We start from the raw sequence: 26,065 nt of genomic DNA, 5'->3' as shown, positions 1-26,065 counted from the left end.
AGGCCGCCCGGATTACGCTTCGCTCCATCCGGGCTACAGGCTTCCTCTCCCTTTCGAAGCCGTCAATTATTTTGCTCCGTCATTGCGAGCGAAGCGAAGCAATCCAGAGATATTTCCGCGGATGTAGTCTGGATTGCTTCGTCGCGAGGGCTTCTCGCAATGACGGGTGGGATGAACCATCAATCGTCAAACATCTTCGGCGGCACGAAGCCGCCGAACTCGCGCTCGATCAGCTCGGCGAGCTTCAGCGGCGTGCGGTCTTCCAGCCACGGGCCGACGATCTGCACGCCGACCGGTAGGCCGTCTTTCGACAGGCCGAGCGGAACCGCCGTCGCGGGCAGGCCCGGAAGCGTCGCGACGCCGGGCCAGGCGAGCTGGTCGGAATAGGGATAATCCGTGCCGTCGATGCTGATGCGCCGCAGGCTCTGTTCCGGCAGATGATCATGCGGAAAGGCCGGCGTCGGCATGATCGGGCAGATCACCGCGTCGAAGCTGTTGAACAGCGCGCGCCATCGCGCGCGCAGCACGGCGCGGCTGCCTGCGTCGAGCACCCAGGCGCGGTGGCTTGCGATGGTGCCGCGCAGCCGCTCCGCGCCGAGGCTCCGGTCCTCCGGCGACAATTGGCTTGCCCGCGCCCGCGAATCCGCGAGCTCGTCGGGCAGGAAGAACGCGCCGAGGAAGCTCAGCAGCATGCGCATGTAAAGCCGCGACGTCTCCGCGAAATCCGGCAGCAGTGCGCTCTCGCGCGCGACGGTCACGCCGGCCTTCGCAAGATCCGTCGCTAGCCTGTCGATCGCGCCGCGGACATCCCGATCGGTCGGCAGCAGCGGATGGCTGTCGATCACCAGGACACGAAAATCCTGCAACGACTGATGTCGCGCGACGGGCAGCTCGAGCTTGTAGGCGACGCCGGCATCCAGCGGATCCGGTCCGGCCATGACGTCGAGCAGCAAGGAGAGATCCGCAGCGGTGCGTGCCATCGGGCCGATGACCGCGAGATCGCCTTCGCGGGGAAGGGCCGGAAATGGCGGCGGCGTCTCACCGCGGGCGGGGCAGAGATTGAGGGTCGGCTTGTGGGCGAAGATGCCGCAATGAAAGGCCGGCACGCGCAGAGAGCCGCCGATGTCGGAGCCGGTGGCGAGCGCGCAATAACCCGCGGCAAGGGCTGCCGACGATCCCCCGGACGATCCACCCGGCGTGCGGCCGAGATGGTAGGGATTGTTCGTGGTGCCGTAGATGTCGTTGTAGCTCTGCCAGTCGGCGAGACCGACCGGTACGTTGGTCTTGCCGAGGATCACGCCGCCGGCCTGCTTGATGCGGTCGACCGGCAGTGCGTCTTCCACCGGCCTGAAATCCTTCTGTGGCACGAACCCCCAGGTCGTGGGCAGGCCGGCGATGTTGAAAGATTCCTTGATCATCATCGGCAGGCCGAGCAGCGGCTTGCGCTCGCCGCGCGCCAGCGCCGCGTCAGCTGCGCGTGCCGCGTCGAGGGCGCGACCGAAATCCCGCACGCAGATCGCGTTGATCTTGCCGTCATGACGCTCGATGCGGCCGATCGCATCCTGCGTGAGTTCGACGGCGGAGACCTTCTTCGCCGCCAATGCGGCCGACAGCTCGATCGCGCTCTTGAAACTCCATTCCGATTTGGCCACGACATGCTCCTGCGCTTCAACTGATGGATGATGCGTAGTTTTAACCGATGCCGCAACCGCCGTTTGATCGCGGTTGATCTGTCCTGACGTTATCCCGGGCGCTATCCGGGCAGCATTCGCTGCATCACGCGGTCGCGATAGATGAAGATGTGGGCAAGCGCGGCGGCGACGTGAACGACGATGGTGACGAGCAGCGCCCATTCCATCGCCTGGTGAAGGCCGTCAATGGTGCGGCCTGCAGCGGCGTTGTCGGACGCCAGCATCGGCAGCGGCACGAGATAGAAGAACGACACCGGCCAGCCCCGGAAGGAGGCAAACAGCCAGCCCGAGATTGTCGTCGCCAGCACCAGCGCGTAGAGCAGCCAGTGGACGACCTCGGAGCTCAGGCGTTGCCAGGCGGGAAGAGAGCTTTCGGGCGCGACCGGATGAGCGAGCCGCCAGACAAGGCGGAGAGCCGTCAGGACGAGGATCGCGATCCCGATCGAGATGTGAAACGTCATTCCGGCACCCGGGCTCATGCCGCGATGGATGTCCGGCATCAGCCAGCCGATCGGGTATTGCACGGCGAGCAGCGCGACGATGCACCAATGGAAGACCTTGGCCGGTGTGCCGTATTGCAAGTGGCGCATCATGGAGGACCTGGAGTTGGTGCTGCGCCGGTCAGGGCTGGAAGCCTCGTGTCGCAGCGTGGGTGAACGGATTGACCGGCCCGCTATTCATGCGTGGGTGGGCATCAGATTTCTGCCCCGGTACGGGAAAGGCATAGCCGATGATGGTCTTGACCACGAGGCGGTCGGACGCCGGCGTCAATCCGTAGCCGACGCCGAAATTCACATCGAATACGCCGGCCTTGAAGTCGGTGACGGCAAACAGCGTGTGCTGCTGGTCGGCAAGCCTGTCGAAGCTGCCGATCTGGCCGAGATCGCTGTAGTATTCGAATCCTGCGAACAAATCGTCGCCGAACTTCCGCGCAATGCGCGCAGCCGGCGTGAAATGCTGTTCCGCGAATTTCCCGAAATGGAAGTCGACGATCGGATTGACGATGAACTCGTAATCGCTGTTCCGCACCCCGATGATGGGGCGAATCTCCATGGCGAAGCGGGATTGGGAGAAAGGCGGCGTCTCATTGCTGAATTCGAAGTTCACGCCGTAGAAGAAATTGCGTTGTTCGGCGTGCGGCGAAACGAACAGCGTTCTCAGCTTGAAGGCGTCCGAATAAAAGCGCTGGTCCTGAATGGAGAACGGCAGATAGAGGCCAACCTCCCACCAATCGGTCACGCCGTAAGCGAATTCCGGCGTGCCGTTGAGGCTGTGATTGGAGGCGAGCCCGCCGGGGAACGGCGGATCCTTCTGTCCGAGCGCGACATAGTTGAGATGCTGCTGGATGGTGAATTGGCCGGTTTCGGCGATGCCGGCATTGTAGACCTGGATCTCGTCCGTGGCGCGCACGGCTTGGACCGATGCCAGCAGCATCGATGCGCCGGCCAGGCTAGCGCGCGCGACGGTGCATGAACTGCGTCGTATCATCATCGCCGCCTATGCTGCCCCGATCAATATTCCCACGGCGAGCACAATCGCGCCGCCGAGCACGATCTGGAATACGGCCTGGAGGAACGGCGTGTCCATGTAGCGCGAGCGGATGAAGGCGATCGCCCACAATTCGAAGAACACGACGACGCCCGCGATTCCAGTGGCGATCCAGAACGCGTTGGCCCAGTGGTCGGGCACGAGATAGGGCGCGGTGTGACCGAGGCCGCCGAGCGTGGTCATCGCGCCGCAGGTAAGGCCGCGCAGCCATGGAGATCCGCGCCCTGTGAGCGAGCCGTCGTCGGACAGCGCTTCGGCAAAGCCCATGCTAATGCCGGCACCGATGGAGGCAGCAAGGCCGACCAGGAACGTCTGCCAGTTCTGGTGGGTGGCGAAGGCCGCGGCGAACAACGGCGCCAGTGTCGAGACCGAGCCGTCCATCAGGCCGGCGAGGCCCGGCTGCACATATTGCAGCACGAACATGCGGCGGTTGGTGCGGTCTTCTTCGGCGCGCACGTCGGAGCTCAGGATCTGGTCTGTCAGCTTCGCAGCGGTCTCTTCATGGCCTTTCTCGGCTTCCGCGAGATCGCCGAGCAGGCGGCGCACACCGACATCCTGGGCGTGTTCGGCGGCCTTCACGTAAAAGCGCTCGGCCTGCAATTCCATGGTCTCGACCTCCCTGCGGATGGTGTCGAGCGGCAGGTTCTTGGTGAGCCAGACCGGGCGGCGCTTCAGGAATCCCTTGACGTCTTCGCGGCGGATCGGCGGCAGATGCTGGCCGAAGCGCTGCTCATACAATTCCAGCAGCATGTGGCGGTGGCTGCGCTCCTCCTCGGCCATCTGCTCGAAGAGCTTGGCCGAATCCGGATAGCGCTCCTTGAGATCCTCGGCGAAGGTCATGTAGATGCGGCTATCCTCCTCTTCAGAGGAAATCGCGACCGCCAGCACTTCACGCTCGGTCAAATCGGCAAAATTCTTCACTGACTGCGCCTGATATAGTTTAGAAGCATTCTAAACTGCTATAGGCTGCAATTCGTTCAGGGTCAATTCACGCGAGCCGCGCCAAGGCTTGCATCCGAACGTCACAATGGTGCGTGGGCGCACGGAACCGGGCCCCGACGTACAGGTTCGAATCTTTGGATGTTGGTGGACGGGTGAATGATGGACAAGGTCAAATTTCGTCTCAATGAACCCCGGCTGGCGCCGCGTCGCACCAAGCTCGAAATCCCCGGATGGGCTGGCAAGCGCGAACCACGTGCGAACGGTTCGCGTGAGCAGGTCTGGCACTGCGTGCCCTTTTCAGAGGGCGCGCAATACGGCATCGAGCTGTTCTATCCCTATGATTTCGAGCTTCACGTCACGACCAGAGAGGGGCGCTTGATCCTCGAAGCCAATTGGGGCGAGCCGCCCGAAGGCGGCGCGGAATGGCCGCCGTTTCGCAAGTTTGGCGACGCCTTCTACACCTATCAGATCCTGCTCGATCTCAAGGTCGAGAAAGGCATGGCTGTTCGCACCGAGCCGCATCCGCGATTCTATGCCGATCCGACCGACACCGTGCCGATTGCCGTCCCCGCGTTGATCCGTAATTGGTGGCCCATGATGTTCTTTTGCGTCTTCAAGGCGCCGGCCGAGGGCCGAACCCATATCTTCCGACCCAACGAGCCGTTCGCGCAAATCATCGTCATTCCCGAGGAAGCGACCTTCGAACTGGAGCCCATGGGCGAAGAGGAAGCGGCAGAGCGCGAGCTGCAGGCCCGCCGAATCTACGCCAATCGGCCCAAGCTGGCCGCAGGCACCGAGTGGACGTCGTCATCTGATACGGTATTCGATGGGACCTATCGGCACCTGCACCGCGCGGCCAAGGAGAAGGCTCGTAACGGGTAGGGCGAATGACCATTCCTGGGCAGTGCCGTCCCTTTCCTGGTTTCCCGTCATCAAATGCAAACAGGACCCGGAGGTCCTGTTCATCTCGATCCTGGTATCGCGACCTCAGTAGTAGTCGCGGCGATAGAAGCTGTGATGATGGTGGTGGTGATGGTGATGATGGTGGTGATAATACCGCCGATATCGCGGGACCACCACGACCGGCGCGTCGTAGTCGTAATAGCGCCGACGATAGAAGCTGTGGTGGTGATGGTGATGATGATGATGGTAGAATTGAGCGAGCTGAACATTTTCGCTCGCTTTTGGCGGAGCCGCTTCATCGATGGCTTGCAGCAAGGCGCTGGCGTTCGCAATCGGCTCGAGCAGGTCCGCGTATGAATTCGCCTGGAGCACGTCCGTAGGCGCGGGCGCAGCCTGCGCGGCTCCTAGCGTTCCGAGCGCGGCCACCGCTCCCAACAGTCCGGCGATCTTCTTGTCCAATGTCGTTCTCCATGGTCGCCGGACCCAGCTCCGGTATCTCGCAACGTCAGATATTGCCGAATGTTCCCTGAACCGCCGATTAATGCCCTGTGGCGGGAGGGTGGCGTCGTTCAGCTTGCGGAGACTGTGGCGGCGCGGCGGAGGAACTGCAGCAGCAATCGGCTGACTTCCGCGGGCTGCTCTTGTTGCACCCAATGACCGGCACCGTCGACGAGATGGCAGCCGAGCAGCTTCGTGCAGCCGCGGCCCTGCATCGCTTCGAACACGCCGGGGCGCTGATAGGTGCCCCAATCCTGCTTTCCCGAGATGAAGCAGGAGGGCACGTCGATGCTGCGCCCGGCGAACAGCTGCATCTCGTCGTTGAGCATGCCCGACGTGCCGTAGCGATACCATTGCAGCCCGCCCTGGAATCCGGTCCGGCTATATTCGGCGCTGTAAAAAGCAAGATCGCTGTCCGGCAGCCATCGGTTGGCGGCGATCGCATGGCGCGATGGCATCTCCTTCGCGACCGTCTCGGCCATGGTCTCGCCCAGATCCATCACATAATAGGTCGGCAGTTTTGCAAGCTCGTTCGCCGACCATGATTTCAGCGGATACGGCTTGTTGTCCGCCCAGTCCGCGCTCTTGTGATGATAATAGGCGCGCAGGAAATCATGCAGGCCTTGTGGAGCGTGCAGCATGTCGGCATTGGCCGCGCGTGTCGAATAGTACCATTGATAGTGGATGCGCGGGCGCGGCAGCGCGGCAAGCTCACGATGCACGGGATCTTCGACCGCAGGCTTCGCCGGCGCATCGACGGTGTTGAACGGCAGTGGCGGCGCACCGCCGAACGGTGCGCTCATCAGCGTCACCGAGCGAAACACGTCGGGCCGGATCAGCGCGCACCAGGCCGCGACCGGGCTGCCGAAATCATGCCCGGCGAGATCGACCTGCCTGTAGCCGAACGCCGATACGAGCGAGAGTGCATCGTGCACCAGATTGAGGAGCGAGAACGGTGCGAGATCGCCGTCGTAATCCGCGGTCCATCCGGTGGTGCGGCCATAGCCGCGCTGATCGGGTGCGAGCACGTGATAGCCGGCCGCGGCCAGCGCCGGCATCACCTTGCGCCAGGAGAAGGCGAGCTCGGGAAAGCCGTGCAGCAGCAGGATGCAGGGACGGCCCTTGGTCTCGAAGCCCGCCTCGAGCACGTGCATGCGCAGCCCGTTGATGCCGTCGACATAACGCGAGCGGATGCCGGCGGGCAGGGGAATGTCGGGGAGTGATGTCATTGCTTCTCTCCACTCGGGCGGATTCGTAGGGTGGGTTAGTCCCGCGGATCGCGCGAAGCGCAAACCGCGGGGCGTAACCCACCATTCCGGCTTCCGCGGACACTAACGAGGTGGATTACGCTCGGCGACTGCGCTTTGCGCAGCCGCAGAGCTAACCCACCCTACGGCACTGCGCTAAACCGCCGCACACACGAACGCGTTGCCCTTGCGCCTGATCTTTCCCACCGACGGCGAAGGGAAATGCGCGGTGCAGCACAGCGTGTCGGTGTCGCAATAACGCTCGAGGAAGCTGCGGCGCGTCGTGGCCGCCTTGGCCGGATCGACGTCGAACTTGATCGACAGCTCCGGATAAAGCGTTTGCAAGGGCGAGTGCATGAGATCGCCTGAAAACACCGCATCGTCCTTGCCGCGGCCCATCGTAACAGCGATGTGGCCCGGCGTATGGCCGGGCGTCGGCAGGATACGAACGTGGTCGCCGATCTGGTGGTCGTTGCCGATGAGCTCGTGGCGCTTGGCTTCGACCACGGGCAGCACGCTGTCGACGAAGGGCGGGACCGCCGTCTTTGTATTCTGCTCGAACCAGTGATCGTATTCCTGCTTGGCGAAGAGGTAGCGCGCCCTGGGGAAGGTCGGCACCCAGCGGCCGTTCTCCAGCCGCGTGTTCCAGCCGACGTGATCGACATGCAGATGCGTGCACATCACGAAGTCGATGTCGTCGACCGAGACGCCCGCGGCATTGAGTGCGCGCAAATAGGTGTCGTCGGTCTTCATGTTCCATTTCGCGCGATTGGGGCGCGGCTTGTCGTTGCCGATGCAGCTGTCGATCAAGATGGTGTGGTGAGGCGTCTTCACCACGTAGGACTGGAAGCACAGCAGCAGCACGTCCTGCTCGTCCAGTGCTTTGGCCTGCCGCATCCACGCCCGGTTCTCGGCCAGGACCTCAGGCGTCAGTCCCGGCAGCATGTCCAGTGCCGGCACGAAGGAAGTTTCCTGCTCGATGACGCGATGGATGGTGAGGTCGCCGACGGAAAATTTCAGGCTCATAAGGAACTCCCGCTGGTTGCAGCATGATCCGCAAAACTGTGCAGCGGTTTTCCGACAGGATCCCGCTCAACAACAAGCCTAAAGCGAGATGATGATCATCCAGCTACGCGGCCGGCGGCACCGAGATCTTCACCGAGGGCCGCTCCAGCATCTTCTGGTGGAAGGCATCGAGCTTCGGATAGGCCTTGCGCCAGCCGCAATCGGCGAAGCGGAAGTCGGCATAGCCGAGCACGCAAACAAGGCCGATCTGCGAGATGTCGAACGGGCCGTTCAGTACCTCGGGCATGTTCTCGAAGCGCGCCATGCCGGTCCAGGCCCGGTTCCAATGGTCGTCCGACCACGCCTGCCATTGCAGGCCCTGCGGCCGCACCATCTTCTCGTAGCGGCACAGCAGCATGGAATCGAGCATGCCGTTGATGAGGGAGTGATTGGTCTTGGTCTTCCAGCGCCGCGGGCCGTAATCCGGGATCAGGCTGCCGCCGGCCATCTCGTTGAGATATTCGACGATGACGTAGGAATCCAGAATGACGTCGCCGTCATTGGTGATCAGCACCGGCAGCTTCTTCAGCGGCGTGATCTTCGAATAGTCCTCGTTGGCCGTGCCCGGCGCGACCGTCGCCGGCATGAATTCGATCTTGTCGATCAGCCCGAGCTCGATCGCGGCGATGCGCACCTTGCGGGCAAAAGGGGAGGCGGCGGAGAAGGAGAGTTTCATTGCGAGCATCCGAAAATGAAAATTGCGATCGTCGTTGCGAGGAGCAAAGCGACGAAGCAATCCAGTCTGTTTCCGCAGAGGAATTCTGGATTGCTTCGCTTCGCTCGCAATGACGGGGAGAGGTCCTACCGGCCCTACGCCGCCACGATCTCCTGACGCTGCTCGCCGAGGCCTTCGATGCCGAGGGTGACGACGTCGCCGACATTGAGGAAGGTCGGCGGCTTCATGCCGAGGCCGACGCCGGGCGGGGTGCCCGTGGTGATGATGTCGCCCGGCAGCAGCGTCATGAACTGCGAGACGTAGGACACGCACTTGGCCATCGAGAAGATCATGGTCTTGGTCGAGCCGGTCTGGCGGCGCTGACCATTGACGTCGAGCCACATCGACAGGTTCTGCACGTCCTTGATCTCGTCCTTGGTGGCGAGCCAGGGGCCGAGCGGGCCGAACGTGTCGTGCGACTTGCCCTTGGTCCACTGACCCAGGCGCTCGATCTGGAAGTTGCGCTCGGAGACGTCGTTGCAGACGCAGTAGCCCGCGACGTAGTTCAGTGCGTCGGCTTCCGAGACGTATTTGGCGCGGGTGCCGATGATGGCGGCGATCTCGACCTCCCAGTCGAGCTTGGTCGAGCCGCGCGGCTTCTCGACGTTGTCGTTCGGGCCCGACAGCGAGGTGTTGGCCTTCATGAAGATGATCGGCTCGGTCGGAATGGCAGCGCCGGTCTCCTTGGCGTGGTCGCTGTAGTTGAGGCCGATCGCGACGAATTTCGAGATGCCGGTGACGGGTGCGCCGAAGCGCGGCTTGCCGGAGACGGCGGGCAGTGAGGCGGGGTCGATGGCAGCGAGCTTCTTCAGGGATTCCGGGGAATAGGCCTCGCCGGTGAGGTCCTTCAGATGGGCCGACAGGTCGCGCAACTGGCCGGATTTGTCGATCAGGCCGGGCTTTTCCGCACCCTTTTCGCCGTAACGAACAAGCTTCATTCTGTTTCTCCCTTGGGATGGACTGATCGGTTGAACAGCTTCATGGAACAGCACGGCGGGAAATTCAACCGCCGAAAAGGGATGCATTGCAGCCCTTACTTTGTGGGGTGGTCCGGGATCGTAGGGCGGGTTACGCCCTCGACTGCGCTTCGCGCAGCCGCAGGCTACACCCTACGAAGACGACAATCCCAGCGCCTCGAACCTGAACGCTTCCCCGTCCCGTTTGATGTGCCCGGCGGAGAAATGCCCGCCGATCACCAGCGTCGGGGTGTCGGCAAAGCGCGAGAACACCTTGTGCCGGCTCGCGGCCGATTGAGCGGTGTCGGTGTCGACGACCGAGCACCAGTCGAGATGCGCCATCTGGCAGGGGTGATGGGCGACATCGCCGCTGAGCAGCGCCTCTTCGCCGCCGGATTCGATCAGCACGCTCATGTGCCCCGGGCTGTGGCCGGGCGTCGGGATAACACTGATCTGTTCGCAAAGCCGATGATCGCTCGGGATCAGCTCGGCCAGGCCCGCATCGATGATAGGCTTCACGGAATCGTCGAACACCGCGACCTTGTCCGGCTCGGCCTTGTAGTCACGCCAATAGTCATATTCGGTCCTGCCGAACAGGTAGCGCGCCTTCGGGAAGGTCGGCACCCATTTGCCATCCACCAGCTTCGTATTCCAGCCGACATGATCGACGTGCAGGTGCGTGCACAGCACGGTGTCGATGCTGTCGGGGGGAAAGCCCGCTTCGGTCATCATCTCGAGGAACGGCGTGTTGCGGTTATTCCAGACCGGGACGCCGCGGCCCTGCTTGTCGTTGCCAAGGCCGGTGTCGACCACGATACGGCGCGCCGGCGTCTCCACCACCAGCGAATGGATCGACATTTTCAGCCGGCCTTCCTCGGTGGCGAAATGCGGGATCAGCCAGGGCAGCTTCCGGATTTCGTCATTGGTGGCGGCCGGCAGGATGAAGCGGGTCGAGCCCACCGTCTCCATTTCGACGATCTTGGTGATTTTGACCTGGCCGACCCTCCACCGCATCGGGCGTACCCCCATCTTCTTGCTTGTACCCTCACCGTCATTCCGGGGCGTGACGAAGTCACGAACCCGGAATCTCGAGATTCTCAGGTGCGCAACTGCGCACCATGGCTCGATGCTCACGCATCGCCCCGGAATGACGGGGATAATTGGCGCCGAAAGATGCACATTTTCCGCCGCAAAACGCAATGGATCATCTGTCGTGATGTTGCGTTATGTGAGGAACCCGTCGAGATCCACAGGGGGAGCCCATGCCCGAGCTTGCGATTTCCGCCGACAAGGTCGCCTTTATCATCGAGAAGGCGCGCGAATTCGACGTCAAGGAATCCGACTCAGATCCGGATTCCGGCTCCAACCCCTCCGACGACGACGAGATCGACGTGCTTGAGGACAACAATTCCGATCCGGTCGCAGCCGAACTCGGCAGCTTTATCCGGGCGCTGAACGAGGACGAGCAAGTCGACTTGGTCACGCTGATGTGGCTGGGCCGTGGCGACGGCGATGTCGAGGAGTGGGACGATTTGCGCGCCCGCGCGATCGAAGCGCGCAGCGAGTACAAGGCGCCACGCCGCGAGACGGTGCGCTATCTCCTGGGTGAGCCGATGCTCGGCGATCTGCTCGCCGACGGCATGGACGAGCTCGGCATCGACTGGAGCGACGAGCGGACCACGCCGGTGTCGTAAGGCAAATCGCTTCGAGTTTGATCAGTCGAGCCGCGAGCTCGCTTCAACCTCTCCTTTGGAGAGGTTGAAGCACCACTTGGCCTCACAGCGTTCCCGGGAACGCACCGCCGTCGAGCAAAATGTTCTGGCCGGTGATGAAGCCGGCCTTGGCGCCGCAGAGGAAGGCGCAGGCGTAGCCGAACTCGTCGGGCTGGCCGAAGCGGCCGGCGGGATTGAGCTTGGCCCGCTCGGCCAGGATCGCTTGCGGCGTCGTGCCGCGCTTGTCGGCCTCGGCCTTGGCGGTGCCGGTCAGGCGATCGGTCTCGAACGGGCCCGGCAACAGGCCGTTGATGGTGACGTTGTTGATCACGGTCTTGCGCGACAGGCCGGCGATGAAGCCGGTGAGGCCGGCGCGCGCGCCGTTGGAGAGGCCGAGAATGTCGATCGGCGCCTTCACTGCGGCCGAGGTGATGTTGACGATGCGGCCGAACTTGCGCGCCATCATGCCGTCGACAGTCGCCTTGATCAGCTCGATCGGCGTCAGCATGTTGGCGTCGATCGCCTTGATCCAGTCGTCGCGGGTCCAGTTGCGGAAATCGCCGGGCGGCGGGCCGCCGGCATTGTTGATCAGGATATCGGGCTCGGGGCAGGCCTTGAGCACGGCTTCGCGCCCCGCAGGCGTCGTGATGTCGCCGACGATCTCGGTGACCTTCACGTCTGGATAGGCCTTCCGGATCTCGTCGGCCGTCTTCTTCAGCGCATCCGCGCCGCGCGCGGTCAGCGTGACGTCGACGCCGGCTTCGGCCAGCGAGAAGGCGCAAGCGCGCCCCAGGCCCTTGCTGGATGCGCAGACGATGGCGCGGCGACCTTTGATCCCAAGATCCACTGTTTCACTCCCGAACAATAGCAGGCAGGTTTTCGATGGGGCGCACTCTAGCCAACATCAGTGCCGCTGATAAGGGCGGTGCCCGCGTCAAAATGCATGCGGGTTGGCGCTGCGATGCAAATGTGGGGGCATGATCCGGAAAAGTGTGCCGCGGTTTTCCGAGAAGATCATGTCCAAGCAATAGAAAAGAGCGCGATCCCATCGCGCTTCAGATGCGCCGCTCCTGCTTGAGGCGGTCGATCGCCTCGGCGGCCTCCGGCGGCAGCGACTTGAACCCCATCTGCCCGACCGCCGAGAACAGCGGCCGCAGATGCGAGTCGGCAAGGAAGGGCGGCTGGTGGTTCGCCGGCACGATCTGGTCGAACACCAGCACAAGTGTGGTGGCGACGAGCCCCACCCTGATGGCGCCCAGCGCAGCCCCGCCAAGGCGGTCGCCGATCCCGGCGTCGCGGATGGTGTCGCTCAGCGCGAGGCGGCCGATATAGCCGAACAGCATGCCGACCACGATGAAGATGCCGAAGAAGCAGATCCAGTTTTGAACGAGCGGCGCGTTCGGATTGCCGGCGACCTGCGGCACGATCAGCGGCATCAGTGCGACAGCGATGGGGGCGGCGAGCAGATAAGCGAGGATGGTCATGGCGCTGCCGATCAGGCCGGTCCTGAAGCCGAAGCCGATGGCAATTGCGAGCGCCGTATACACGGCGAGATCGAAACTGTTCATGAGCGAAGCCCTGCCAATGGAACGTATGAACGCCAAGCCGATCGTTCCGTTTCAGATCGCTAAAATCGTCCGTATTTTTGTGGCTCCGGCGGCTGAGGGTGTTGTTGGTTTCAGGTTTATTTGAGGTCAGTAAAGAAATGTCTTAGGCGTCGTCCCGGCCTGGCGCGCAATTGCGCACGGGGGCCGGGACGCCGGCGGAGATTGCGGGCTTCGCTCTACCGCATCTCTCCCTTGATCATATCCGCCGCTTTCTCCCCGATCATAATGGTTGGTGCATTGGTGTTGCCGCCGATCAGCGTCGGCATGATCGAGGCATCGACGATGCGCAAGCCGTCCACGCCATGCACCTTCAGCTTCGGATCGACCACGGCCATCGCATCCGTGCCCATCTTGCAGGTGCCGACCGGGTGATAGACGGTGTCGACGCGATTGCGCAGAACGTTGCGGATGTCGTCGTCGGTGCGGACATCCGCCGTGAACATGTCCTTCTTCTGCAGCGCGCGCAGCGCGGGCGTCTCCATCAGGCGCCGCGTGGTCTTGAAGCCCGCGACCATCGCCTCGAGATCCTCCGCTTCGCCCAGAAAATTCGGATCGATCATCGGTGCAGCGAGTGGGTCGGCGCTTTTCAGCCAAACGCTGCCGCGGCTCTTCGGCCTGAGCAGGCAGACGTGGCATGAGAAGCCTGGCTCCTTGTGCTTCTTGCGGCCGTGATCGTCGAGCATCGCGATGACGAAGTGGAGCTGAATGTCAGGCACGTCGAGGTGGGCCTGCGTCTTCAGGAAGCCGCCGCATTCGGCGAAATTGGTGGTCATCAGGCCACGTCTCTCCTTGCGGTACTGCTGGATGCCGCGGAGCAGGGATGGCAACCGACCGAGCGAGGCGTGAACGAAATGCGGGTAGTCGGAGGCGTAGACGAACACGAAATCCGGATGGTCCTGCAGATTGCGCCCGACGCCCGGCAGATGACTGACGACGCCGATGCCGTGCTTGGCCAGCGTTTCGCCATCGCCAATACCCGACAGCATCAAGACTTGCGGCGATTGGAACGCGCCGGAGGCGAGGATGACCTCGCGGCGCGCGCGCAGCTGCTTCCTTTGCTTGCCCTGCACATATTCGACGCCGACCGCGCGCCCACCTTCGAACAGAATGCGCGTTGCGTGCGCCCCGGTCTCGACGCGCAGATTGCCGCTGATGTCCAGATGGGGAGTCACATAGGCCCGCGCCGCGCTCCAGCGCTCGCCCCTGTGCTGCGTCACCTGATAGCTGCCGAGGCCTTCTTGATCCTCTGCGTTGAAGTCCTCGCGGATCCGGAACTGCGCCTCGCGCGCGGCCTGATGAAAGATCTCATGGATCGGATTGTCCGAGCGCAGCCTGTTGACATGCAGCGGGCCGCCCTTGCCGTGATATTCGCCGTCGAAGTCGGAATTGTTTTCCGAGCGCTTGAAATAGGGCAGCACGTCCGCATACGACCAGCCTTGATTGCCGAGCGAGGCCCAGTGGTCGTAGTCCGATTTGTGGCCGCGGATATAGACCATGGCATTGATCGCCGAGGAGCCGCCGAGGCCCTTGCCGCGCGGCTGATAGCCGATGCGGCCATTCAAGCCCTTCTGGGGCACCGTATCGAAGGCCCAATTGGCCGTCTTGTACGGCAGGGCGAGCCCGAATGGCGTGGTGATCCGCCAGCTGTCGTTGCGCCCGCCGGCATCGAGCAGCGCCACTGACGTCGCCGCATCCTCCGACAGCCGCCCCGCCACCGCGCAACCGCCGGAGCCCGCCCCCACCACGATGAAATCGAATGCGTCAGTCATTGATGATTCCCCCCATTTTTCTTCTCGTCATTCCGGGGCGATGCGTAGCATCGAACCCGGAATCTCGAGGTTCCGGGTTCGCTTCGCGCCCCGGAACGACTGCTTCTACGACATGAATCGGCGCTCCCTCCCCACGGCCGTTTCGCCGCTGTTTTGTTGCGACAAGCTGGCGGTTTGTGGAACTTCTGGCAAGTGTGCTACAAATCGGCCGGAATCCGCGCCCGTTAGCCGTCATAAAGTCGAAAAAAACGTCCCCACAGCCCTTTCCAAAGACGGTCCGGGTTGGTACATACCCCCCGCACCCGACGGGCTTGGCCCCGGGGTTGCCTTCCAGGGAAGCCTTCGGGACGGGAGAAGCAAGCCACGCGCACCGCGTTGGCCCTCAATCCAACGTCCCCGGCATTCTTGCGAAGGCGCGCAACGGTTTAACGCGGGGTGGAGCAGCCCGGTAGCTCGTCAGGCTCATAACCTGAAGGTCATAGGTTCAAATCCTATCCCCGCAACCAAATTCGGACTTCACCGGTTCCGATACGAAAATGGCCCGCTTGATGCGGGCCATTTTTGTTTTTGGGCCGGAAGCTGCGACGGCTTGTTTCTCGAACAAATTTCGCCGGTCTGTCGTCATCGTTACAACGGCCGTCGCCGCGAACAGCCCACACTGGTCGCTAGCTGAGATCGTGCAGATCCTTGCCGAGCGGCGGCTTCAGCGAAAATCCGCTGAACCTGACCCGCAATCCCTCGCGCTCCGGTGTGCAAGCCATTGGACCGACGAGACAGGATCGCGCCGCGGCGAACGGAGCCAATCGGACGAGAGGCCAGGTCTTGCCGTCAGCCGAGGTCTGCAATCGCAGAACGCCGTCGGCGACGGTGACGCGCATCCGGAAATCGCCGGCCGCGTGCTCATAGGGCGCCGTTGCCCAATCCGACTGCCCAATGGTCAAGACGCTCGAGAGCATCGCGCGCCCGTCCGAAAATTCGATTCCGGCTTTGATCCAATGCTCCGCATCGATACGCACCATGATGCCGGCTTGATCGTAGAGTTCCCGAAAATCGCTCTGGATGCGCAGTTCGGCCGTAAACGCCTCCGCGGTCGGAAAGCCCAGAAAATGACCGCTGTCGCGGCAGAAGCCGTAATGCGTTTTCTGCCAGAAATCGGTGGCCTTGTCGGTGACGAGTTCGATGCTGTCGCCCTGCGCGGTCCACCGTTTTGGTTGGTTCAGCCAGACACCATCGTGTCTTGCGAAGATGGCAGCGCTCATGTCGAACCTCGGCTTGTAGCTGTTGCGAAACCGATAGCCTGACGGGGGAGCCGGTACCAGCAATCGTTGGCGGGATCCGTTCGAAACAGCGAAGCCATCGCCTCGCTCCCGCGTGAGCAGGGTCACGGTCTGCCGTTTGGAGTTCCCTTAGCGTGCTTCCCGGATGACCGGCACGGTGCGCGGTCATGTCTTTTGGAGGACGCAACATGAAAGTCTCCCGCATCACCCTGCTTGCTTTGGCCGCCACCGCCAGCCTCGGCTTGGCCGCTCCCGCTTCCGCAACTGACTGGAGCTGGCTATCGAACAAGGACTACATCGCGTGCCTGCAACTCTACGCCTACGGCAATTTTCAGATGCCTCCGAACCTCTCGCCAGCACAGCAAGCCGCCTACCATGAGAAGGGGCGCCAGTTCTGCAACCGGACCTATTACGGGCATAATTGATATGGCTGCATTGACTTCGACGCGGCCAGGCTATCGCCGGTCTCAGCCGCGTCGGACGCCCCGGTTGCTTCCAGCGGGCAAGCAGGTATCGTTGTGCGCTGTGTTGTCTGTAGTCGTTGCCGCCCACAGTTCGAACAGAGATTTGCTGGTTAAACGGGATGAGACGGCGGGATTTTCTTCGAGCTATGGGCATGGCGGCGGCATGGCCGCCAGCGGCGCTGGCAGAGCAGGATGCATCCCGTCACGTGCCGACCGTCGGCTTCATGGGCTTTGCGACAGCGGAGGCTGATGCGCCGGCCCTGCAGCATTTTCGCAAGGGCTTGAATGATCTTGGCTACGTCGAAGGACGCTCGATCTCCATCGATGCGCGCGCGGCCAACGGCGACGTGGCGCGCGGGCTCGCGATCATCGACGAATTCGCGGCCAAGCCGGTCGATGTCCTGTTGTCGCCTGGTCCCGCTGCAGCGCGCGCAGCCGTGAGCAAGACCAAGATCCCGGTGGTCGCCGTCGCGCTGCCCGCCGTGCAGAGCGATCCGGACTTGTTCCAGAGCCTTGCGCGTCCCGGCGGCACCCTGACGGGCTTTGCAGCTTTCGGCGAACAGATGTCGTCGAAGCGGATCCAGATGCTGAGGGAGATCCTGCCCGAGCTGAAGACATTGGGCGTGATGAACAACGCAACCGATCCCACATTCAGTGCCTGGGGCGCGCAGACGATGCTGGAAGCACGCTCTGCCGGCATGGAGCCGATGCGTCTCGGCCTCACGGCTGCCTCGCAGGCAGCCGTGTCCGAGCAGATCAAGATGTTGGCGGATGCGGGCGGTGCCGCAATGGTGGTGATCCGCGATTACATGACGTCGGCGATGCGGGACGAAATTTGCCATGCCGGCATCGAGAGGAAGATTGCCGTCGTCGGCGAACAGGCCGAGTTCGCTCGCGCCGGCGCACTACTCAGCTATGGCGCCGACATCGGCGACCTGTTTCGCCGTGCGGCCGGCTATGTCGATCTGATCCTGAAAGGGCGAAAGCCGGCAGAGATGCCGATCCAGCTGCCAACCAAATTCCAATTGGTCGTGAACCTCAAGACGGCCCGCGCATTGGGGTTGACGATCCCGCCGTCGATCCTCGTGCTGACGGACGATGTGATTGAGTGATGCGGCCGGCTTGCGCAGTTCGGATGGGTTGAGCGCTTGCGAGACCTATTGCCGCATTCGTTCAATCCGGTCGGGGGATCGGCCAGGGCGCAGGCGGCTTGACTTCCTTCAACGTAAAGGTCGTTTGCATCGCCTTGATGCCTGGCAGCCGGCGGATGGTCGTCATGGCGAACTCCGCGTAAGCATCGAGGTCGCGCCCCACCACCTGGAGCAGGAAATCCGCGCTGCCGGCGATGCTCCAGCAGGCGACGATTTCCGGCAACGCCGCCACGGCGTTCTCAAACGCACGCGCCTGCGCCTCGCTGTGATCCTCGATCGACACGCTGATGAAAGCGAGCACACCCCAGCCAAGCGCGCGGCGATCGAGGCTCGCCTGATAGCCGGTGATCACACCCTCCTCTTCCAGGCGCTTCACCCGGCGCCAGGTCGGCGACGTCGACAGATGGATCCTGTCGGACAATTGCGCGACCGTCAGCCGGGCGTCGCCCTGGAGCGCGGCCAGAATCGCGGCGTCCTGGGCATCAAATGGCAAGGGCATGACTTACCTCAGTTCGAGAAAACTCTCGGCTTTCTATGCCTCAGCTTGGCTCCCCAGTCACCCAAATAGGCATCCCTTGTCATAACGCGGGGCATACCCTGAAGGCCCAGACCAAACCGCCGCCGGGGTGCCGGCAACGCAGCGCCGCTGCTGGCGGTCAACGGAGTCCATGCCGAATGAATGCCCCCGAGACACGCCTTGCGATCATCGTCGATCCCTCCCTGCCGCTCGGACTGATCGCCAACACGGTGGCAACGATCGGCATCGGCATCGGCGCCGTCGAGCGCGGCCTTGGCGACATCGAACTGACGGATGTCGCGGGGCGCGCGGTGAAGACGAGCGCGATCTGTCCGGTCCCGATCCTCCAAGCGTCCGCGAAGGAGATCGTGTCACTGCTGCTCAAGGCATTGCCGGCGCCCGACCGGGCGATCGTGGTGCCGTTCCCGAGATTTGCGCGAAGCCTGCATGCCTTCGCCGACTATCGGGCCCGGTTTCCGCAGTGCGACCTTGCGAGCGAGCCGATCGATGGCCTGGGACTTGCCGGCGCAGAGAAGTGGGTCAGGTCCTTGACCGGCAGTTTGAAGCTGCTGCGCTGAGGACGTCAGCAATCAAGGCAAGAGCGGACTCGTTTTGCTCAACGTGAATTCCTCTCAGGTTGACCCGCTGCACTGGCGTTCAACGCAACCCTGCGAAAACTAGACCTGATCGACCGCAGCGATCCCGTATGCGACCTTGTCGCCCGCAAGATCATTGAGATTGGGTCAAGCGGCGTAACCAACGCTGTAGCGCTTGCCTCGATCGCCAGCAGGCAGCTTGATCCAAGGTAAGGCCGTCTCTGAGGATGGAGAGACGGCTCCGTTCAGGGGGGACTGGTTAGGCCGGGGCCGCTCGGCCAGCCCGACATGGACTAGCGAGATTTCCAAGACGAGATGCCAGGCCATTGTTCCTAACTAACTGGTAACTGTCCGTATTGACCCCTGGTTTCCTAACTTGGATTAGCGAGCGCCCTAATTTGCTTTGTTCATTTTTGAACCGAGCCACCGGTCCAAAATTGATTCCTGTCAATCGAGACAGGAGGTCTCAAATGCCGCGTTACTTCTTCCGTGAGCATGTGCGAGGCCAAACGACTGAAGACCCGCAAGGAACGCAATTTCGGGACGATAGTGAGGCGTGCCACCAAGCGGTACTGCGAATGCCAGCCAATCTGAAAAAAGCTGAGAAACGTTCCCATGACACCCACGTCGCCACCGAAGTCACCAACGGTAACAGGACCCTGTTTGTCGTGAGGGGGAAAGTCGTTGTCGAACGGCGGTAGCACGCCTCGGTGACAACGCGCTCGGCGCCACCCTGCTGCCCTTGCTGCCGAACATGAGCCCGTTGCGCATTTGGAGAAGCTCAAAACGCAGATCGCGGAATGCGAGATGATCCGCGATTTGGCGACGAGCCTGAGAAGCGCGAGCCATTCGCCAGAACGGCGGAGCATTTCAAGGTGCTTGCCGAGCAGCTTGAAATGGTAGTCGGGACCGGCTCAATGAGCGCCTTCCTCTCGGACGACGCCCACCAGCCAACTCCGAAAGAGGAACCGGACCCGTAGCTCTCCGGCAGGGGGCTAGGCTGCGAGGTCGAACGTCGCAATCAGAGCGCGGACCTCATCCGCCAATTGGCGATAGTGCTCGCTCGCTCTCAAATAAAAGCCCTGATTGCTCTCATTTGCCGTCTTGGCAGTCCTTTGGCATTCAGCAGCAAGGCTCTCATAACGCTCTAACTTGGCTTGAAAACCGCTCATCCCAGCTACCCAACTTTTTACAAAGGGAGCCGAACTTATTCGCGGATTTATGGTGCGGCAAGGGGGTTGGACTATGCTGCATCGCAAATTCGAATGCCTTGCCTACCGCTCGAAGCGGTCGCCGCTTCTACCGGCCTGTGAGGCCAGCATCATTCTGCCGCGTGCAGACCTTGCTCCGTGGGCTCATAGCGAAAGCCGCGCTTCATGAGCCAGCCACCTTCGACCATTCTCCGTGCCAAGGGCATGGAGCACACGGGCTGATTACCGCCGGGATGATAAAGACCGTCATTGCGTTCGACGAGAAAACCATAAACACGCGCGAGCCGCAGGGGCTTGAGCATTCCGGGAAATAGAACGACAGGCTCGTCCTTCATGTCTCAGCCAAGTGGCTGGACCGGCAGTCGTTCCCAAATATTCGCACATGACAGGCGCTGGCGGCCCCACCTGACCGCAGTAGCGAGCCCTGCCGATAGGTTTGCGCAAGATCAACACGTCTTGCCCGATCGTCATAGTTTCGTCCGTAGCCGAACAACCTGTTTTGGGCTGCTGGGGGTCATGAAGCCCGGGCTCCTAGGCACACCGGGCCTCGCCTTATTTTTCCTTGAACTTATTGAGCAGCGCCGAAAGAAGTAAGGCCGCCACGGAGGTGGCGGCCTCTTTCGAGCGAGGACGCCGAGGCCAATATTAACATAGCTAAGTGTGCGCTCCGGTTGTTCCGGCGTATTGTTTCACCATCACCAACCGAGGCTCTGTCCGTAGGCGTTGGTGGCTGAGAGACCCAGTGAGCTCCCGCCTGCATAATCGGGGAGCGCCGTCGTGCCGCACCAAAGGCTCATCAAACGCTTGCTTACAGCCGGCAGGCTGTCGGAGTCCGAACAGAAAGCGTTAGTTGGATTGCCTTACGCCGTGCGCAATCTGGCCGACGGGGACATTGCCGTGCATCAGGGTGAACGCCCCAGCGCCTGCACCGTATTGATGAGCGGCTTCTTGTCGCGGCAACGGGTGATTTCAGAACGAAATCAGATATCCGCCTTCTACGTGCCCGGCGACATCCCGGACCTTCACTGCTTGCATGTGCCAACGATAGATCACGATCTGTGCAGCACGGGTCCGTCCACAATCGCCACTGTCAGCCACGTCGTGCTCAGACAGGTGTTGCGGGATTTCCCCGGACTAACCTACGCTCTTTGGGGAGAGACCGTTATCCAGGCGGCAATTTACCGCGAATGGGTCGAGAACCTTGGAGCACGTGCTGCACTTCCGCGAGTTGCGCACTTGCTCTGCGAACTCTCAACGCGAATGCAAAAAGTCGGACTGGCGGAGAACGGCAAAATGAACTTGCCGTTCACGCAAGCCGACTTTGCCGATGCTTGCGGCCTTTCGGTAGTGCACGTCAACCGCACCATTCAAGAACTCCGTCGTCGGGGCCTGATCGACTGGCAAAGCCAAACGCTAGAATTGCTGCAGCGTGCAGAGCTGGAGTTCATTGGAGAGTTCAACGAGGAATACCTGCATTAAAACACGGAGGGTCGTAGCATCAGCCAATTGTCGGCTGCGGCACATGGCTGCCGCATCCCGAGATCGTGGCACGATCAAAGACATTTTGTTGATGAAGGTCTTGATGATGACAAGCACGTCGCATCGCTCACGACCACATCGACGATCAGCGACGGCTTAGGAACATCGGGCAGTTCGGCCTATTCTTCAAATATGCCGAGATATTTCTTTCACTTACGCGGTGCTGTACCCGAGAGGGACCTTGAAGGCCAAGTGCTTCCGGACGACGAAGCGGCTTGGCGAGAGGCAACGACCTTCGCAGGCGCTCTCTTTAATGAGATCGACGGCAGGTATCGACCCGGCCAAGATTGGTCATTGGAGGTGGCCGATGCAGCCAATAGGCCGATCTTCTCAATCAGCATATCTTCTACACGAATGCGTTAGGAACCAACTCCGGCTCTTGAACCAAGCCGCTCTATCCTTGGTTGCTCATGAATGGAGGTAGCTGCAATGCCTCGTTGCTTCTTTCATCAGCATGCGCGAGCCAAAAGACAGAAGACCTGCGTGGAGAACTGTTCCCGACGGATGGGGCAGCATGTCACCGAGCCGCGCAGCGGATGCCAGACGGCCTCAAAGGAGCTGCGGAGCGTTCCCGCAACACCTATGTCTCCATTGAGGTAACTGACGGCAACCGAACCCTGTTCGTGGTGAGGGGAACAGTCGTTGTCGAACGGGGGTAAGGCCACGTCGGCCGCGAGCGCGCGCGGGTCCCGTACTGCCACAACTGCGGTGCATGAGCCCGGAAATGGCCCTTCGCTTCCAGCGGCCCCTCTTGATTTGAGAATGCAAAAATGAGGAGGACAACATGCCGAACGGGTATTGGATCGGGCGCATCGACGTGATCAAACCCGAATACACCAAAGCCTACGGCCCCGCCCTCGCGGCAGTGCTCCGCAAATACCACGCGAAATTCCTGGTACGCGGCGGCACATTCGAGGCAGTGGAGGGCAAGGCGCGCGACCGCAACATCGTGATCGAGTTCAAGGACTACGAAACCGCGCTCGCCTGCTACCGCTCACCTGAATACACCAAGGCGAGGGCACTGCGCGCGGGCGCCGTGGACATCGATATCATCGTGATCGAGGGCTACGAGGGCCCGCAGCCCACGGATTGAGCCCCGCCTCGGCGGCGCGCACCACGCAGCTGAATCTTGCCTCGTAGGTGGTTCGCACTGCCGAATGCCTCCTTCTGGCCCTTCCCAAGCAACTCCCCGTTGGGTCTGCTCTTCGGAGCAAAGCAGACCCACGACAGAACTGGCTGCCACAGCGCTACACGCGACCACGCCTCCGCGTTCAGCGCGAATGCTCTCAGTCCGGAAAGCTCAGGATCATCTTGAGCAGCTTCGGAAATCGCGCGTTGATGTCTTCCTCGCGCAGGACGTTGCGGTGCTGGACGCCTTGTTTTGACGTCCGGACCAGGCCGGCCTCCCGCAGAACGCGAAAATGGTTCGAGAGCGTCGACTTCGCCATATCGGGGCAAGGCGCCGCCTCGGTGCACGACATGCAATCCTTCTGCGCGGCCAGGCTCTTGACGATACGCAGCCGCATGGGATCCGCGAGCGCGCCGAGCACCCCCGCCAGTGTGATCTCCTCCCGCGCCGGGTGAACGAACTGGGCCATGCCCAAAATATAGCACGTCCCTTGAATTGGTCCAATAGTTCACTAGTATTGAACTATTGAATATCGGCATCCCCCCGAACAATGGAACACATGCGATGACCAAGAGACTCGAAGGTAAAGTTGCCCTGGTGACCGGCGCATCCAAAGGCATAGGTGCCGAAATCTCCGCCCGGCTCGCGGCCGAGGGCGCGGCGGTTGCCGTCAATTACAGCTCCAGCAAGCAGGCCGCCGACCGCGTGGTCGCCGGCATCATCGCCAAGGGCGGCAAAGCCGTCGCGGTCCATGGCAATCTGGCCGACGCCAAGGACGTGAAGACCATCGTCGCGGAGACCGTGAAGGCGTTCGGTGCGATCGACATCCTCGTCAACAACGCCGGCATCTACGAGTTCGCCCCGCTCGAGGCCATCACGCCCGAGCATTTCCACAAGCATTTCGACCTCAATGTGCTTGGCCTGCTGCTGGTCTCGGGTGAAGCGGCGAAGCACTTCAACGCCAATGGCGGAAGCATCATCAACATCTCCTCCGGCGTATCGACCATTACACCGCCAAACACCGCCGTTTACACCGCGACCAAGGCCTCGGTGGATGCGATCACCGCCGTACTGTCGAAGGAGCTCGCGCCGCGCAAGATTCGCGTCAACGCCGTCAATCCCGGCATGATCGCAACCGAAGGTGTCGTGTCGGCGGGACTGCACGAGGGCGACATGCGCAACTGGATCGAATCCGCCACGCCGCTCGGCCGCATCGGCAAGGTCGAGGAGATCGCCGCCGCGGTGGCCTTCTTCGCATCGGATGATGCGTCCTACGTCACCGGCGAGACACTTCACGTCACCGGCGGGCTTCGCTAGCGAGTAAAAGCTGCCCCGGCGGCCCAGCTCGTAGGGCTGAGCAGCAGCGAAACCCATCGCCTGACGGGCGGAGCCTGTACCGACAATCGTGGCTCGATCGAGCCCAGTCGCCGCTCCAGTGATCCTCCGTGGTTCGACCAGAAAGCGGGCCGGCAACATGCCGGCCCGCGCCTTGATGTCTTCCAACACACCGCCGACCGGGGGCGATCAGCTCGCCTGAGGCGGCAATCGCGCTCGCCGCCGGCTTGCCCGGCGGGCAGGACGATTTTTGCAAGGTATGCAATGGCTTAGCTACTGTGCATGGGGTTGTTCCGGGCTTTGCCCACGCTGCCGACGCATGTGACGACAAAGTCCCTTGCGCGGCCACCAAGGTCGGCTACCGTTGGCGCTCTAACCGCAGGGTTAGGTGACCTTTTGATTGATCTTTTTTAGCATCCGATTTTGCCGGCGCCGCGATGGCGCGACGCCTACCTGATGAGGCGGGGGCCATGAGCATAAGGGACCAGGCAGCACTGTTGGCGCCGGTCGAGCGCGACTTGCGGCTCGACGTCTTCCGCGGCATCGGCCTGTGGATGATCTTCCTCGATCACATCCCGCACGACGTCGTGGCCTGGCTGACGCTGCGCAATTACGGCTTCAGCGACGCCGCCGAGTTCTTCGTCTTCATCTCCGGCTATCTGGTGGGCTGGATCTACGGGCCGATCATCGCCGGCGGCTGGTTCCTTGCCGCGCTGAAGCGACTGTGGCGGCGGACGGCGGAAATGTATGTCGCCCACATCATGCTGTTCCTGCTGTTCACGGCGCAGATCGCCCGCACCGCCCGCCGCTTCGACAATCCGATGTACGAGCACGAGTTCAACGTCTTCAATTTCCTGGCGCATCCGGACGAGTTGATCGGGCAGGCGATCCTGCTCAAATACAAGCCGGTCAATCTCGACGTGCTGCCGCTCTACATCACGCTGATATTTGCCTCGCCCTTCATCGTCTGGTGCCTGGTGCGCCTGCCGAACCTGACGCTTGCGGGGTCCGTGGTGCTCTACGTGCTGTCGCGCTGGTTCGACTGGAACGTTGCCTCCTACCCGCCGGGCACGACCTGGTATTTCAATCCGTTCTGCTGGCAGCTGATGTTCGTGTTCGCCGCCTGGTGCGGCATCGGCCAGATCGAGAAGATCAGCCAGTGGGTATGGTCGAGGGCCGCAATGATTCTGGCCGCGGCCTGGCTCGTCTTCGCCTTCATCATCGTGATGACCTGGCACATCCCCGCGCTCGAGGCCATGATCCCGAAATGGATGATCAAGGCGATCTACCCGATCGACAAGACCGACCTCGACATGCTGCGCTTCACGCATTTCCTGGCGCTGGCGATCTGGGTGACGCATTTCCTGCCGCGCCATTGGAAAGCGCTGCATACCTCCTGGCTGCGTCCGATCATCCTCTGCGGCCAGCACTCACTGCCGATCTTCTGTCTCGGCGTGTTCCTGTCGTTCTCCGCGCACTGGATCCTGACGCAATACACCAAGGGCGTCTGGGAGCAGCTCGCGGTCTCCTTCCTCGGCATCATCATCATGATCGTCGTCGCCTGGCTGCTCGATCGGGCCGAGCGTGTGCCGAACCTCTTCGTGAAAGTGTCGGACGTCGAAGAGCCCCAAACCGCCGCCGTCGAGATCGTGCCTGCCGCAACCGCCGCCGCGCCGGCGCGCCGCTGAGGGGAGAGGTCCATGTCCAGACGTTTGCTCGCGATCGCCGGTATCCTCCTGCTCCTCGTTGGCCGCGCTTCCGCGCAAGCGCCGTCGCCCGAGGCGATGAATGCGGCGCGCAAGCTCGTGGTCACGCTGAAGATCGCCGATCAATACCGCGCGCAGCTGCCGCAGCTGCTGCTCAAGCTGCGGCCGGTGGTGACGCAGGAAAGGCCGGAGATCGAGCGCGACTATGACGCGATCACGGCGCCGGGTGCCGAGATCTTCCCCCCGCTCTTCAACGCGATGGTCGACCAGATCGCCGCCGTCTATGCCGCAAGCTTCACCCCGGACGAGCTGCGCCAGATCGAGGCGTTCTACGCCCAGCCGGCCGGACAAAAATTCCTGGCGCAATCCGATGCGCTGGCGCAGGCGAGCGCGCAGATCGCTCAGGATGTCAGCCAGAAGGCCGGTGACCAATTGAAGCAGCGCCTGATCGAGGCGCTGCGCCAGAAGGGACACAAGCTGTAGGCGC

The 26,065-nt window shown here is 62.2% G+C and carries 31 protein-coding genes and 1 tRNA gene; 14 read left to right on the top strand and 18 right to left on the bottom strand.

The annotated features are described in order from the left end of the window. Window positions 1-179 precede the first annotated feature (179 nt). From ACNJX9_RS37240 to mbfA, 4 genes are all read right to left on the bottom strand, one after another. Window positions 180-1,652 (bottom strand): amidase, encoded by a 1,473-nt coding sequence (locus tag ACNJX9_RS37240; protein ID WP_439407072.1) that lies wholly within the window; start codon window positions 1,650-1,652, stop codon window positions 180-182. Window positions 1,653-1,753: 101 nt separating this feature from the next. Then, the gene (locus tag ACNJX9_RS37235) at window positions 1,754-2,284 is read right to left on the bottom strand and encodes a cytochrome b (RefSeq protein WP_057746248.1); all 531 of its coding nucleotides are present in this window, start codon (window positions 2,282-2,284) and stop codon (window positions 1,754-1,756) included. Between the two features lie 28 nt (window positions 2,285-2,312). Further along, window positions 2,313-3,125, bottom strand: a complete 813-nt coding sequence (locus ACNJX9_RS37230; protein ID WP_057746849.1) for a hypothetical protein — start codon at window positions 3,123-3,125, stop codon at window positions 2,313-2,315. A 63-nt stretch (window positions 3,126-3,188) separates the two neighbouring features. Continuing rightward, a complete protein-coding gene (gene mbfA, locus ACNJX9_RS37225; protein WP_439407071.1) occupies window positions 3,189-4,160 on the bottom strand; it encodes an iron exporter MbfA in 972 nt (323 codons plus the stop codon). Between the two features lie 180 nt (window positions 4,161-4,340). Between mbfA and ACNJX9_RS37220 the strand changes: the two genes are divergently transcribed. Beyond that, window positions 4,341-5,063, top strand: coding sequence for a hypothetical protein (locus tag ACNJX9_RS37220; protein WP_057746255.1), 723 nt, complete (start codon window positions 4,341-4,343; stop codon window positions 5,061-5,063). A 105-nt stretch (window positions 5,064-5,168) separates the two neighbouring features. On the opposite strand, the gene ACNJX9_RS37215 is transcribed toward ACNJX9_RS37220, so the two are convergent. From ACNJX9_RS37215 to ACNJX9_RS37190, 6 genes are all read right to left on the bottom strand, one after another. Beyond that, window positions 5,169-5,543 carry a hypothetical protein gene (locus ACNJX9_RS37215; RefSeq protein WP_439407069.1) on the bottom strand — a complete coding sequence of 125 codons (375 nt, stop codon included), beginning with the start codon at window positions 5,541-5,543 and terminating at the stop codon, window positions 5,169-5,171. A gap of 110 nt (window positions 5,544-5,653) precedes the next feature. Then, window positions 5,654-6,811 carry an alpha/beta hydrolase gene (locus ACNJX9_RS37210; protein ID WP_439407068.1) on the bottom strand — a complete coding sequence of 386 codons (1,158 nt, stop codon included), beginning with the start codon at window positions 6,809-6,811 and terminating at the stop codon, window positions 5,654-5,656. 174 nt (window positions 6,812-6,985) lie between these two features. Next, window positions 6,986-7,855 carry an MBL fold metallo-hydrolase gene (locus ACNJX9_RS37205; RefSeq protein ID WP_057746264.1) on the bottom strand — a complete coding sequence of 290 codons (870 nt, stop codon included), beginning with the start codon at window positions 7,853-7,855 and terminating at the stop codon, window positions 6,986-6,988. Between the two features lie 103 nt (window positions 7,856-7,958). Then, a complete protein-coding gene (locus tag ACNJX9_RS37200) occupies window positions 7,959-8,570 on the bottom strand; it encodes a glutathione S-transferase family protein (protein ID WP_220005511.1) in 612 nt (203 codons plus the stop codon). Window positions 8,571-8,704: 134 nt separating this feature from the next. Then, window positions 8,705-9,547: a fumarylacetoacetate hydrolase family protein gene (locus tag ACNJX9_RS37195; protein WP_057746856.1), complete on the bottom strand. Its 843-nt coding sequence runs from the start codon at window positions 9,545-9,547 to the stop codon at window positions 8,705-8,707. Between the two features lie 171 nt (window positions 9,548-9,718). Then, window positions 9,719-10,579, bottom strand: coding sequence for an MBL fold metallo-hydrolase (locus tag ACNJX9_RS37190; RefSeq protein ID WP_439407067.1), 861 nt, complete (start codon window positions 10,577-10,579; stop codon window positions 9,719-9,721). 248 nt (window positions 10,580-10,827) lie between these two features. Here ACNJX9_RS37190 and ACNJX9_RS37185 point away from each other — a divergent pair, with 248 nt between their 5' ends. Next, window positions 10,828-11,259 (top strand): DUF3775 domain-containing protein, encoded by a 432-nt coding sequence (locus tag ACNJX9_RS37185; RefSeq protein WP_439407065.1) that lies wholly within the window; start codon window positions 10,828-10,830, stop codon window positions 11,257-11,259. 82 nt (window positions 11,260-11,341) lie between these two features. Here the strand turns inward: ACNJX9_RS37185 and ACNJX9_RS37180 are convergent, their stop codons facing one another. After that, complete coding sequence (locus tag ACNJX9_RS37180) at window positions 11,342-12,124, bottom strand: SDR family oxidoreductase (RefSeq protein WP_057746273.1); 783 nt, start codon at window positions 12,122-12,124, stop codon at window positions 11,342-11,344. Window positions 12,125-12,332: 208 nt separating this feature from the next. Continuing rightward, window positions 12,333-12,845, bottom strand: a complete 513-nt coding sequence (locus ACNJX9_RS37175; protein WP_439407064.1) for a CvpA family protein — start codon at window positions 12,843-12,845, stop codon at window positions 12,333-12,335. Here ACNJX9_RS37175 and ACNJX9_RS37170 point away from each other — a divergent pair. Next, window positions 12,844-12,969, top strand: coding sequence for a hypothetical protein (locus tag ACNJX9_RS37170; protein ID WP_439407063.1), 126 nt, complete (start codon window positions 12,844-12,846; stop codon window positions 12,967-12,969). The two genes, ACNJX9_RS37175 and ACNJX9_RS37170, sit on opposite strands and share 2 nt — an antisense overlap. Window positions 12,970-13,060: 91 nt before the next feature. On the opposite strand, the gene ACNJX9_RS37165 is transcribed toward ACNJX9_RS37170, so the two are convergent. Beyond that, window positions 13,061-14,653: a GMC family oxidoreductase gene (locus ACNJX9_RS37165; protein WP_439407062.1), complete on the bottom strand. Its 1,593-nt coding sequence runs from the start codon at window positions 14,651-14,653 to the stop codon at window positions 13,061-13,063. Between the two features lie 429 nt (window positions 14,654-15,082). On the opposite strand from ACNJX9_RS37165, the gene ACNJX9_RS37160 reads away from it, so the two are divergent. Then, window positions 15,083-15,159, top strand: a tRNA-Met gene (locus ACNJX9_RS37160). A gap of 159 nt (window positions 15,160-15,318) precedes the next feature. On the opposite strand, the gene ACNJX9_RS37155 is transcribed toward ACNJX9_RS37160, so the two are convergent. Next, entirely contained in the window at window positions 15,319-15,912 is a 594-nt protein-coding gene (locus ACNJX9_RS37155) for a DUF1349 domain-containing protein (RefSeq protein WP_439407061.1), read from the bottom strand. A gap of 206 nt (window positions 15,913-16,118) precedes the next feature. Here ACNJX9_RS37155 and ACNJX9_RS37150 point away from each other — a divergent pair, with 206 nt between their 5' ends. Both ACNJX9_RS37150 and ACNJX9_RS37145 read left to right on the top strand, forming a co-directional pair. Continuing rightward, window positions 16,119-16,355, top strand: coding sequence for a hypothetical protein (locus tag ACNJX9_RS37150; protein ID WP_439407059.1), 237 nt, complete (start codon window positions 16,119-16,121; stop codon window positions 16,353-16,355). A gap of 191 nt (window positions 16,356-16,546) precedes the next feature. Next, window positions 16,547-17,506 carry an ABC transporter substrate-binding protein gene (locus tag ACNJX9_RS37145; RefSeq protein ID WP_439407057.1) on the top strand — a complete coding sequence of 320 codons (960 nt, stop codon included), beginning with the start codon at window positions 16,547-16,549 and terminating at the stop codon, window positions 17,504-17,506. Window positions 17,507-17,567: 61 nt separating this feature from the next. On the opposite strand, the gene ACNJX9_RS37140 is transcribed toward ACNJX9_RS37145, so the two are convergent. Then, complete coding sequence (locus ACNJX9_RS37140; protein ID WP_439407055.1) at window positions 17,568-18,044, bottom strand: Lrp/AsnC family transcriptional regulator; 477 nt, start codon at window positions 18,042-18,044, stop codon at window positions 17,568-17,570. A gap of 176 nt (window positions 18,045-18,220) precedes the next feature. Between ACNJX9_RS37140 and ACNJX9_RS37135 the strand changes: the two genes are divergently transcribed. Continuing rightward, complete coding sequence (locus ACNJX9_RS37135; RefSeq protein ID WP_439407053.1) at window positions 18,221-18,640, top strand: DUF2000 domain-containing protein; 420 nt, start codon at window positions 18,221-18,223, stop codon at window positions 18,638-18,640. Window positions 18,641-19,128: 488 nt separating this feature from the next. Beyond that, window positions 19,129-19,359 (top strand): DUF6894 family protein, encoded by a 231-nt coding sequence (locus ACNJX9_RS37130; protein ID WP_162268349.1) that lies wholly within the window; start codon window positions 19,129-19,131, stop codon window positions 19,357-19,359. 294 nt (window positions 19,360-19,653) lie between these two features. Here ACNJX9_RS37130 and ACNJX9_RS37125 read toward each other — a convergent pair whose 3' ends face one another. Both ACNJX9_RS37125 and ACNJX9_RS37120 read right to left on the bottom strand, forming a co-directional pair. Beyond that, window positions 19,654-19,830 carry a hypothetical protein gene (locus ACNJX9_RS37125; RefSeq protein WP_439407051.1) on the bottom strand — a complete coding sequence of 59 codons (177 nt, stop codon included), beginning with the start codon at window positions 19,828-19,830 and terminating at the stop codon, window positions 19,654-19,656. 149 nt (window positions 19,831-19,979) lie between these two features. Then, the gene (locus tag ACNJX9_RS37120; protein WP_439407050.1) at window positions 19,980-20,204 is read right to left on the bottom strand and encodes a hypothetical protein; all 225 of its coding nucleotides are present in this window, start codon (window positions 20,202-20,204) and stop codon (window positions 19,980-19,982) included. A gap of 442 nt (window positions 20,205-20,646) precedes the next feature. Between ACNJX9_RS37120 and ACNJX9_RS37115 the strand changes: the two genes are divergently transcribed. From ACNJX9_RS37115 to ACNJX9_RS37105, 3 genes are all read left to right on the top strand, one after another. Further along, on the top strand, window positions 20,647-21,348 hold the full coding sequence (locus ACNJX9_RS37115; protein WP_439407048.1) for a Crp/Fnr family transcriptional regulator: 702 nt from the start codon (window positions 20,647-20,649) through the stop codon (window positions 21,346-21,348). Between the two features lie 192 nt (window positions 21,349-21,540). Then, a complete protein-coding gene (locus ACNJX9_RS37110; RefSeq protein WP_430648619.1) occupies window positions 21,541-21,771 on the top strand; it encodes a DUF6894 family protein in 231 nt (76 codons plus the stop codon). 421 nt (window positions 21,772-22,192) lie between these two features. Next, on the top strand, window positions 22,193-22,501 hold the full coding sequence (locus tag ACNJX9_RS37105) for a DUF1330 domain-containing protein (protein ID WP_439407046.1): 309 nt from the start codon (window positions 22,193-22,195) through the stop codon (window positions 22,499-22,501). A gap of 193 nt (window positions 22,502-22,694) precedes the next feature. Here the strand turns inward: ACNJX9_RS37105 and ACNJX9_RS37100 are convergent, their stop codons facing one another. Further along, a complete protein-coding gene (locus ACNJX9_RS37100; protein ID WP_439407044.1) occupies window positions 22,695-23,006 on the bottom strand; it encodes an ArsR/SmtB family transcription factor in 312 nt (103 codons plus the stop codon). 95 nt (window positions 23,007-23,101) lie between these two features. Between ACNJX9_RS37100 and ACNJX9_RS37095 the strand changes: the two genes are divergently transcribed. From ACNJX9_RS37095 to ACNJX9_RS37085, 3 genes are all read left to right on the top strand, one after another. Then, window positions 23,102-23,854 carry an SDR family NAD(P)-dependent oxidoreductase gene (locus tag ACNJX9_RS37095; RefSeq protein WP_057746306.1) on the top strand — a complete coding sequence of 251 codons (753 nt, stop codon included), beginning with the start codon at window positions 23,102-23,104 and terminating at the stop codon, window positions 23,852-23,854. A gap of 488 nt (window positions 23,855-24,342) precedes the next feature. Next, entirely contained in the window at window positions 24,343-25,560 is a 1,218-nt protein-coding gene (locus ACNJX9_RS37090) for an OpgC domain-containing protein (RefSeq protein ID WP_439407042.1), read from the top strand. Window positions 25,561-25,572: 12 nt separating this feature from the next. Further along, window positions 25,573-26,061, top strand: a complete 489-nt coding sequence (locus ACNJX9_RS37085) for a DUF2059 domain-containing protein (RefSeq protein ID WP_439407041.1) — start codon at window positions 25,573-25,575, stop codon at window positions 26,059-26,061. The last annotated feature ends 4 nt before the right edge of the window (window positions 26,062-26,065 follow it).

Origin of the sequence: Bradyrhizobium sp. BLXBL-03 (genome assembly GCF_051853015.1) — a bacterium.
Taxonomy (GTDB): Bacteria; Pseudomonadota; Alphaproteobacteria; order Rhizobiales; family Xanthobacteraceae; genus Bradyrhizobium; species Bradyrhizobium manausense.
The sequence above is the reverse complement of the archived record's forward strand: the minus strand, read 5'-3'. Positions and strand labels throughout refer to the sequence as shown.

Coding starts and splice junctions, on each gene's coding strand:
- ACNJX9_RS37220 (WP_057746255.1), top strand. CDS start 4,341: ATGGACAAGGTCAAATTTCGTCTCAATGAACCCCGGCTGGCGCCGCGT.
- ACNJX9_RS37090 (WP_439407042.1), top strand. CDS start 24,343: ATGAGCATAAGGGACCAGGCAGCACTGTTGGCGCCGGTCGAGCGCGAC.
- ACNJX9_RS37200 (WP_220005511.1), bottom strand. CDS start 8,570: ATGAAACTCTCCTTCTCCGCCGCCTCCCCTTTTGCCCGCAAGGTGCGC.
- ACNJX9_RS37145 (WP_439407057.1), top strand. CDS start 16,547: ATGGCGGCGGCATGGCCGCCAGCGGCGCTGGCAGAGCAGGATGCATCC.
- ACNJX9_RS37235 (WP_057746248.1), bottom strand. CDS start 2,284: ATGATGCGCCACTTGCAATACGGCACACCGGCCAAGGTCTTCCATTGG.
- ACNJX9_RS37205 (WP_057746264.1), bottom strand. CDS start 7,855: ATGAGCCTGAAATTTTCCGTCGGCGACCTCACCATCCATCGCGTCATC.
- ACNJX9_RS37150 (WP_439407059.1), top strand. CDS start 16,119: ATGAAAGTCTCCCGCATCACCCTGCTTGCTTTGGCCGCCACCGCCAGC.
- ACNJX9_RS37165 (WP_439407062.1), bottom strand. CDS start 14,653: ATGACTGACGCATTCGATTTCATCGTGGTGGGGGCGGGCTCCGGCGGT.
- ACNJX9_RS37130 (WP_162268349.1), top strand. CDS start 19,129: ATGCCGCGTTACTTCTTCCGTGAGCATGTGCGAGGCCAAACGACTGAA.
- ACNJX9_RS37185 (WP_439407065.1), top strand. CDS start 10,828: ATGCCCGAGCTTGCGATTTCCGCCGACAAGGTCGCCTTTATCATCGAG.
- ACNJX9_RS37170 (WP_439407063.1), top strand. CDS start 12,844: ATGAGCGAAGCCCTGCCAATGGAACGTATGAACGCCAAGCCGATCGTT.
- ACNJX9_RS37195 (WP_057746856.1), bottom strand. CDS start 9,547: ATGAAGCTTGTTCGTTACGGCGAAAAGGGTGCGGAAAAGCCCGGCCTG.
- ACNJX9_RS37190 (WP_439407067.1), bottom strand. CDS start 10,579: ATGCGGTGGAGGGTCGGCCAGGTCAAAATCACCAAGATCGTCGAAATG.
- ACNJX9_RS37095 (WP_057746306.1), top strand. CDS start 23,102: ATGACCAAGAGACTCGAAGGTAAAGTTGCCCTGGTGACCGGCGCATCC.
- ACNJX9_RS37100 (WP_439407044.1), bottom strand. CDS start 23,006: ATGGCCCAGTTCGTTCACCCGGCGCGGGAGGAGATCACACTGGCGGGG.
- ACNJX9_RS37155 (WP_439407061.1), bottom strand. CDS start 15,912: ATGAGCGCTGCCATCTTCGCAAGACACGATGGTGTCTGGCTGAACCAA.
- ACNJX9_RS37085 (WP_439407041.1), top strand. CDS start 25,573: ATGTCCAGACGTTTGCTCGCGATCGCCGGTATCCTCCTGCTCCTCGTT.
- ACNJX9_RS37140 (WP_439407055.1), bottom strand. CDS start 18,044: ATGCCCTTGCCATTTGATGCCCAGGACGCCGCGATTCTGGCCGCGCTC.
- ACNJX9_RS37175 (WP_439407064.1), bottom strand. CDS start 12,845: ATGAACAGTTTCGATCTCGCCGTGTATACGGCGCTCGCAATTGCCATC.
- ACNJX9_RS37110 (WP_430648619.1), top strand. CDS start 21,541: ATGCCGAGATATTTCTTTCACTTACGCGGTGCTGTACCCGAGAGGGAC.
- ACNJX9_RS37230 (WP_057746849.1), bottom strand. CDS start 3,125: ATGCTGCTGGCATCGGTCCAAGCCGTGCGCGCCACGGACGAGATCCAG.
- ACNJX9_RS37210 (WP_439407068.1), bottom strand. CDS start 6,811: ATGACATCACTCCCCGACATTCCCCTGCCCGCCGGCATCCGCTCGCGT.
- ACNJX9_RS37125 (WP_439407051.1), bottom strand. CDS start 19,830: ATGAGCGGTTTTCAAGCCAAGTTAGAGCGTTATGAGAGCCTTGCTGCT.
- ACNJX9_RS37105 (WP_439407046.1), top strand. CDS start 22,193: ATGCCGAACGGGTATTGGATCGGGCGCATCGACGTGATCAAACCCGAA.
- ACNJX9_RS37120 (WP_439407050.1), bottom strand. CDS start 20,204: ATGAAGGACGAGCCTGTCGTTCTATTTCCCGGAATGCTCAAGCCCCTG.
- ACNJX9_RS37135 (WP_439407053.1), top strand. CDS start 18,221: ATGAATGCCCCCGAGACACGCCTTGCGATCATCGTCGATCCCTCCCTG.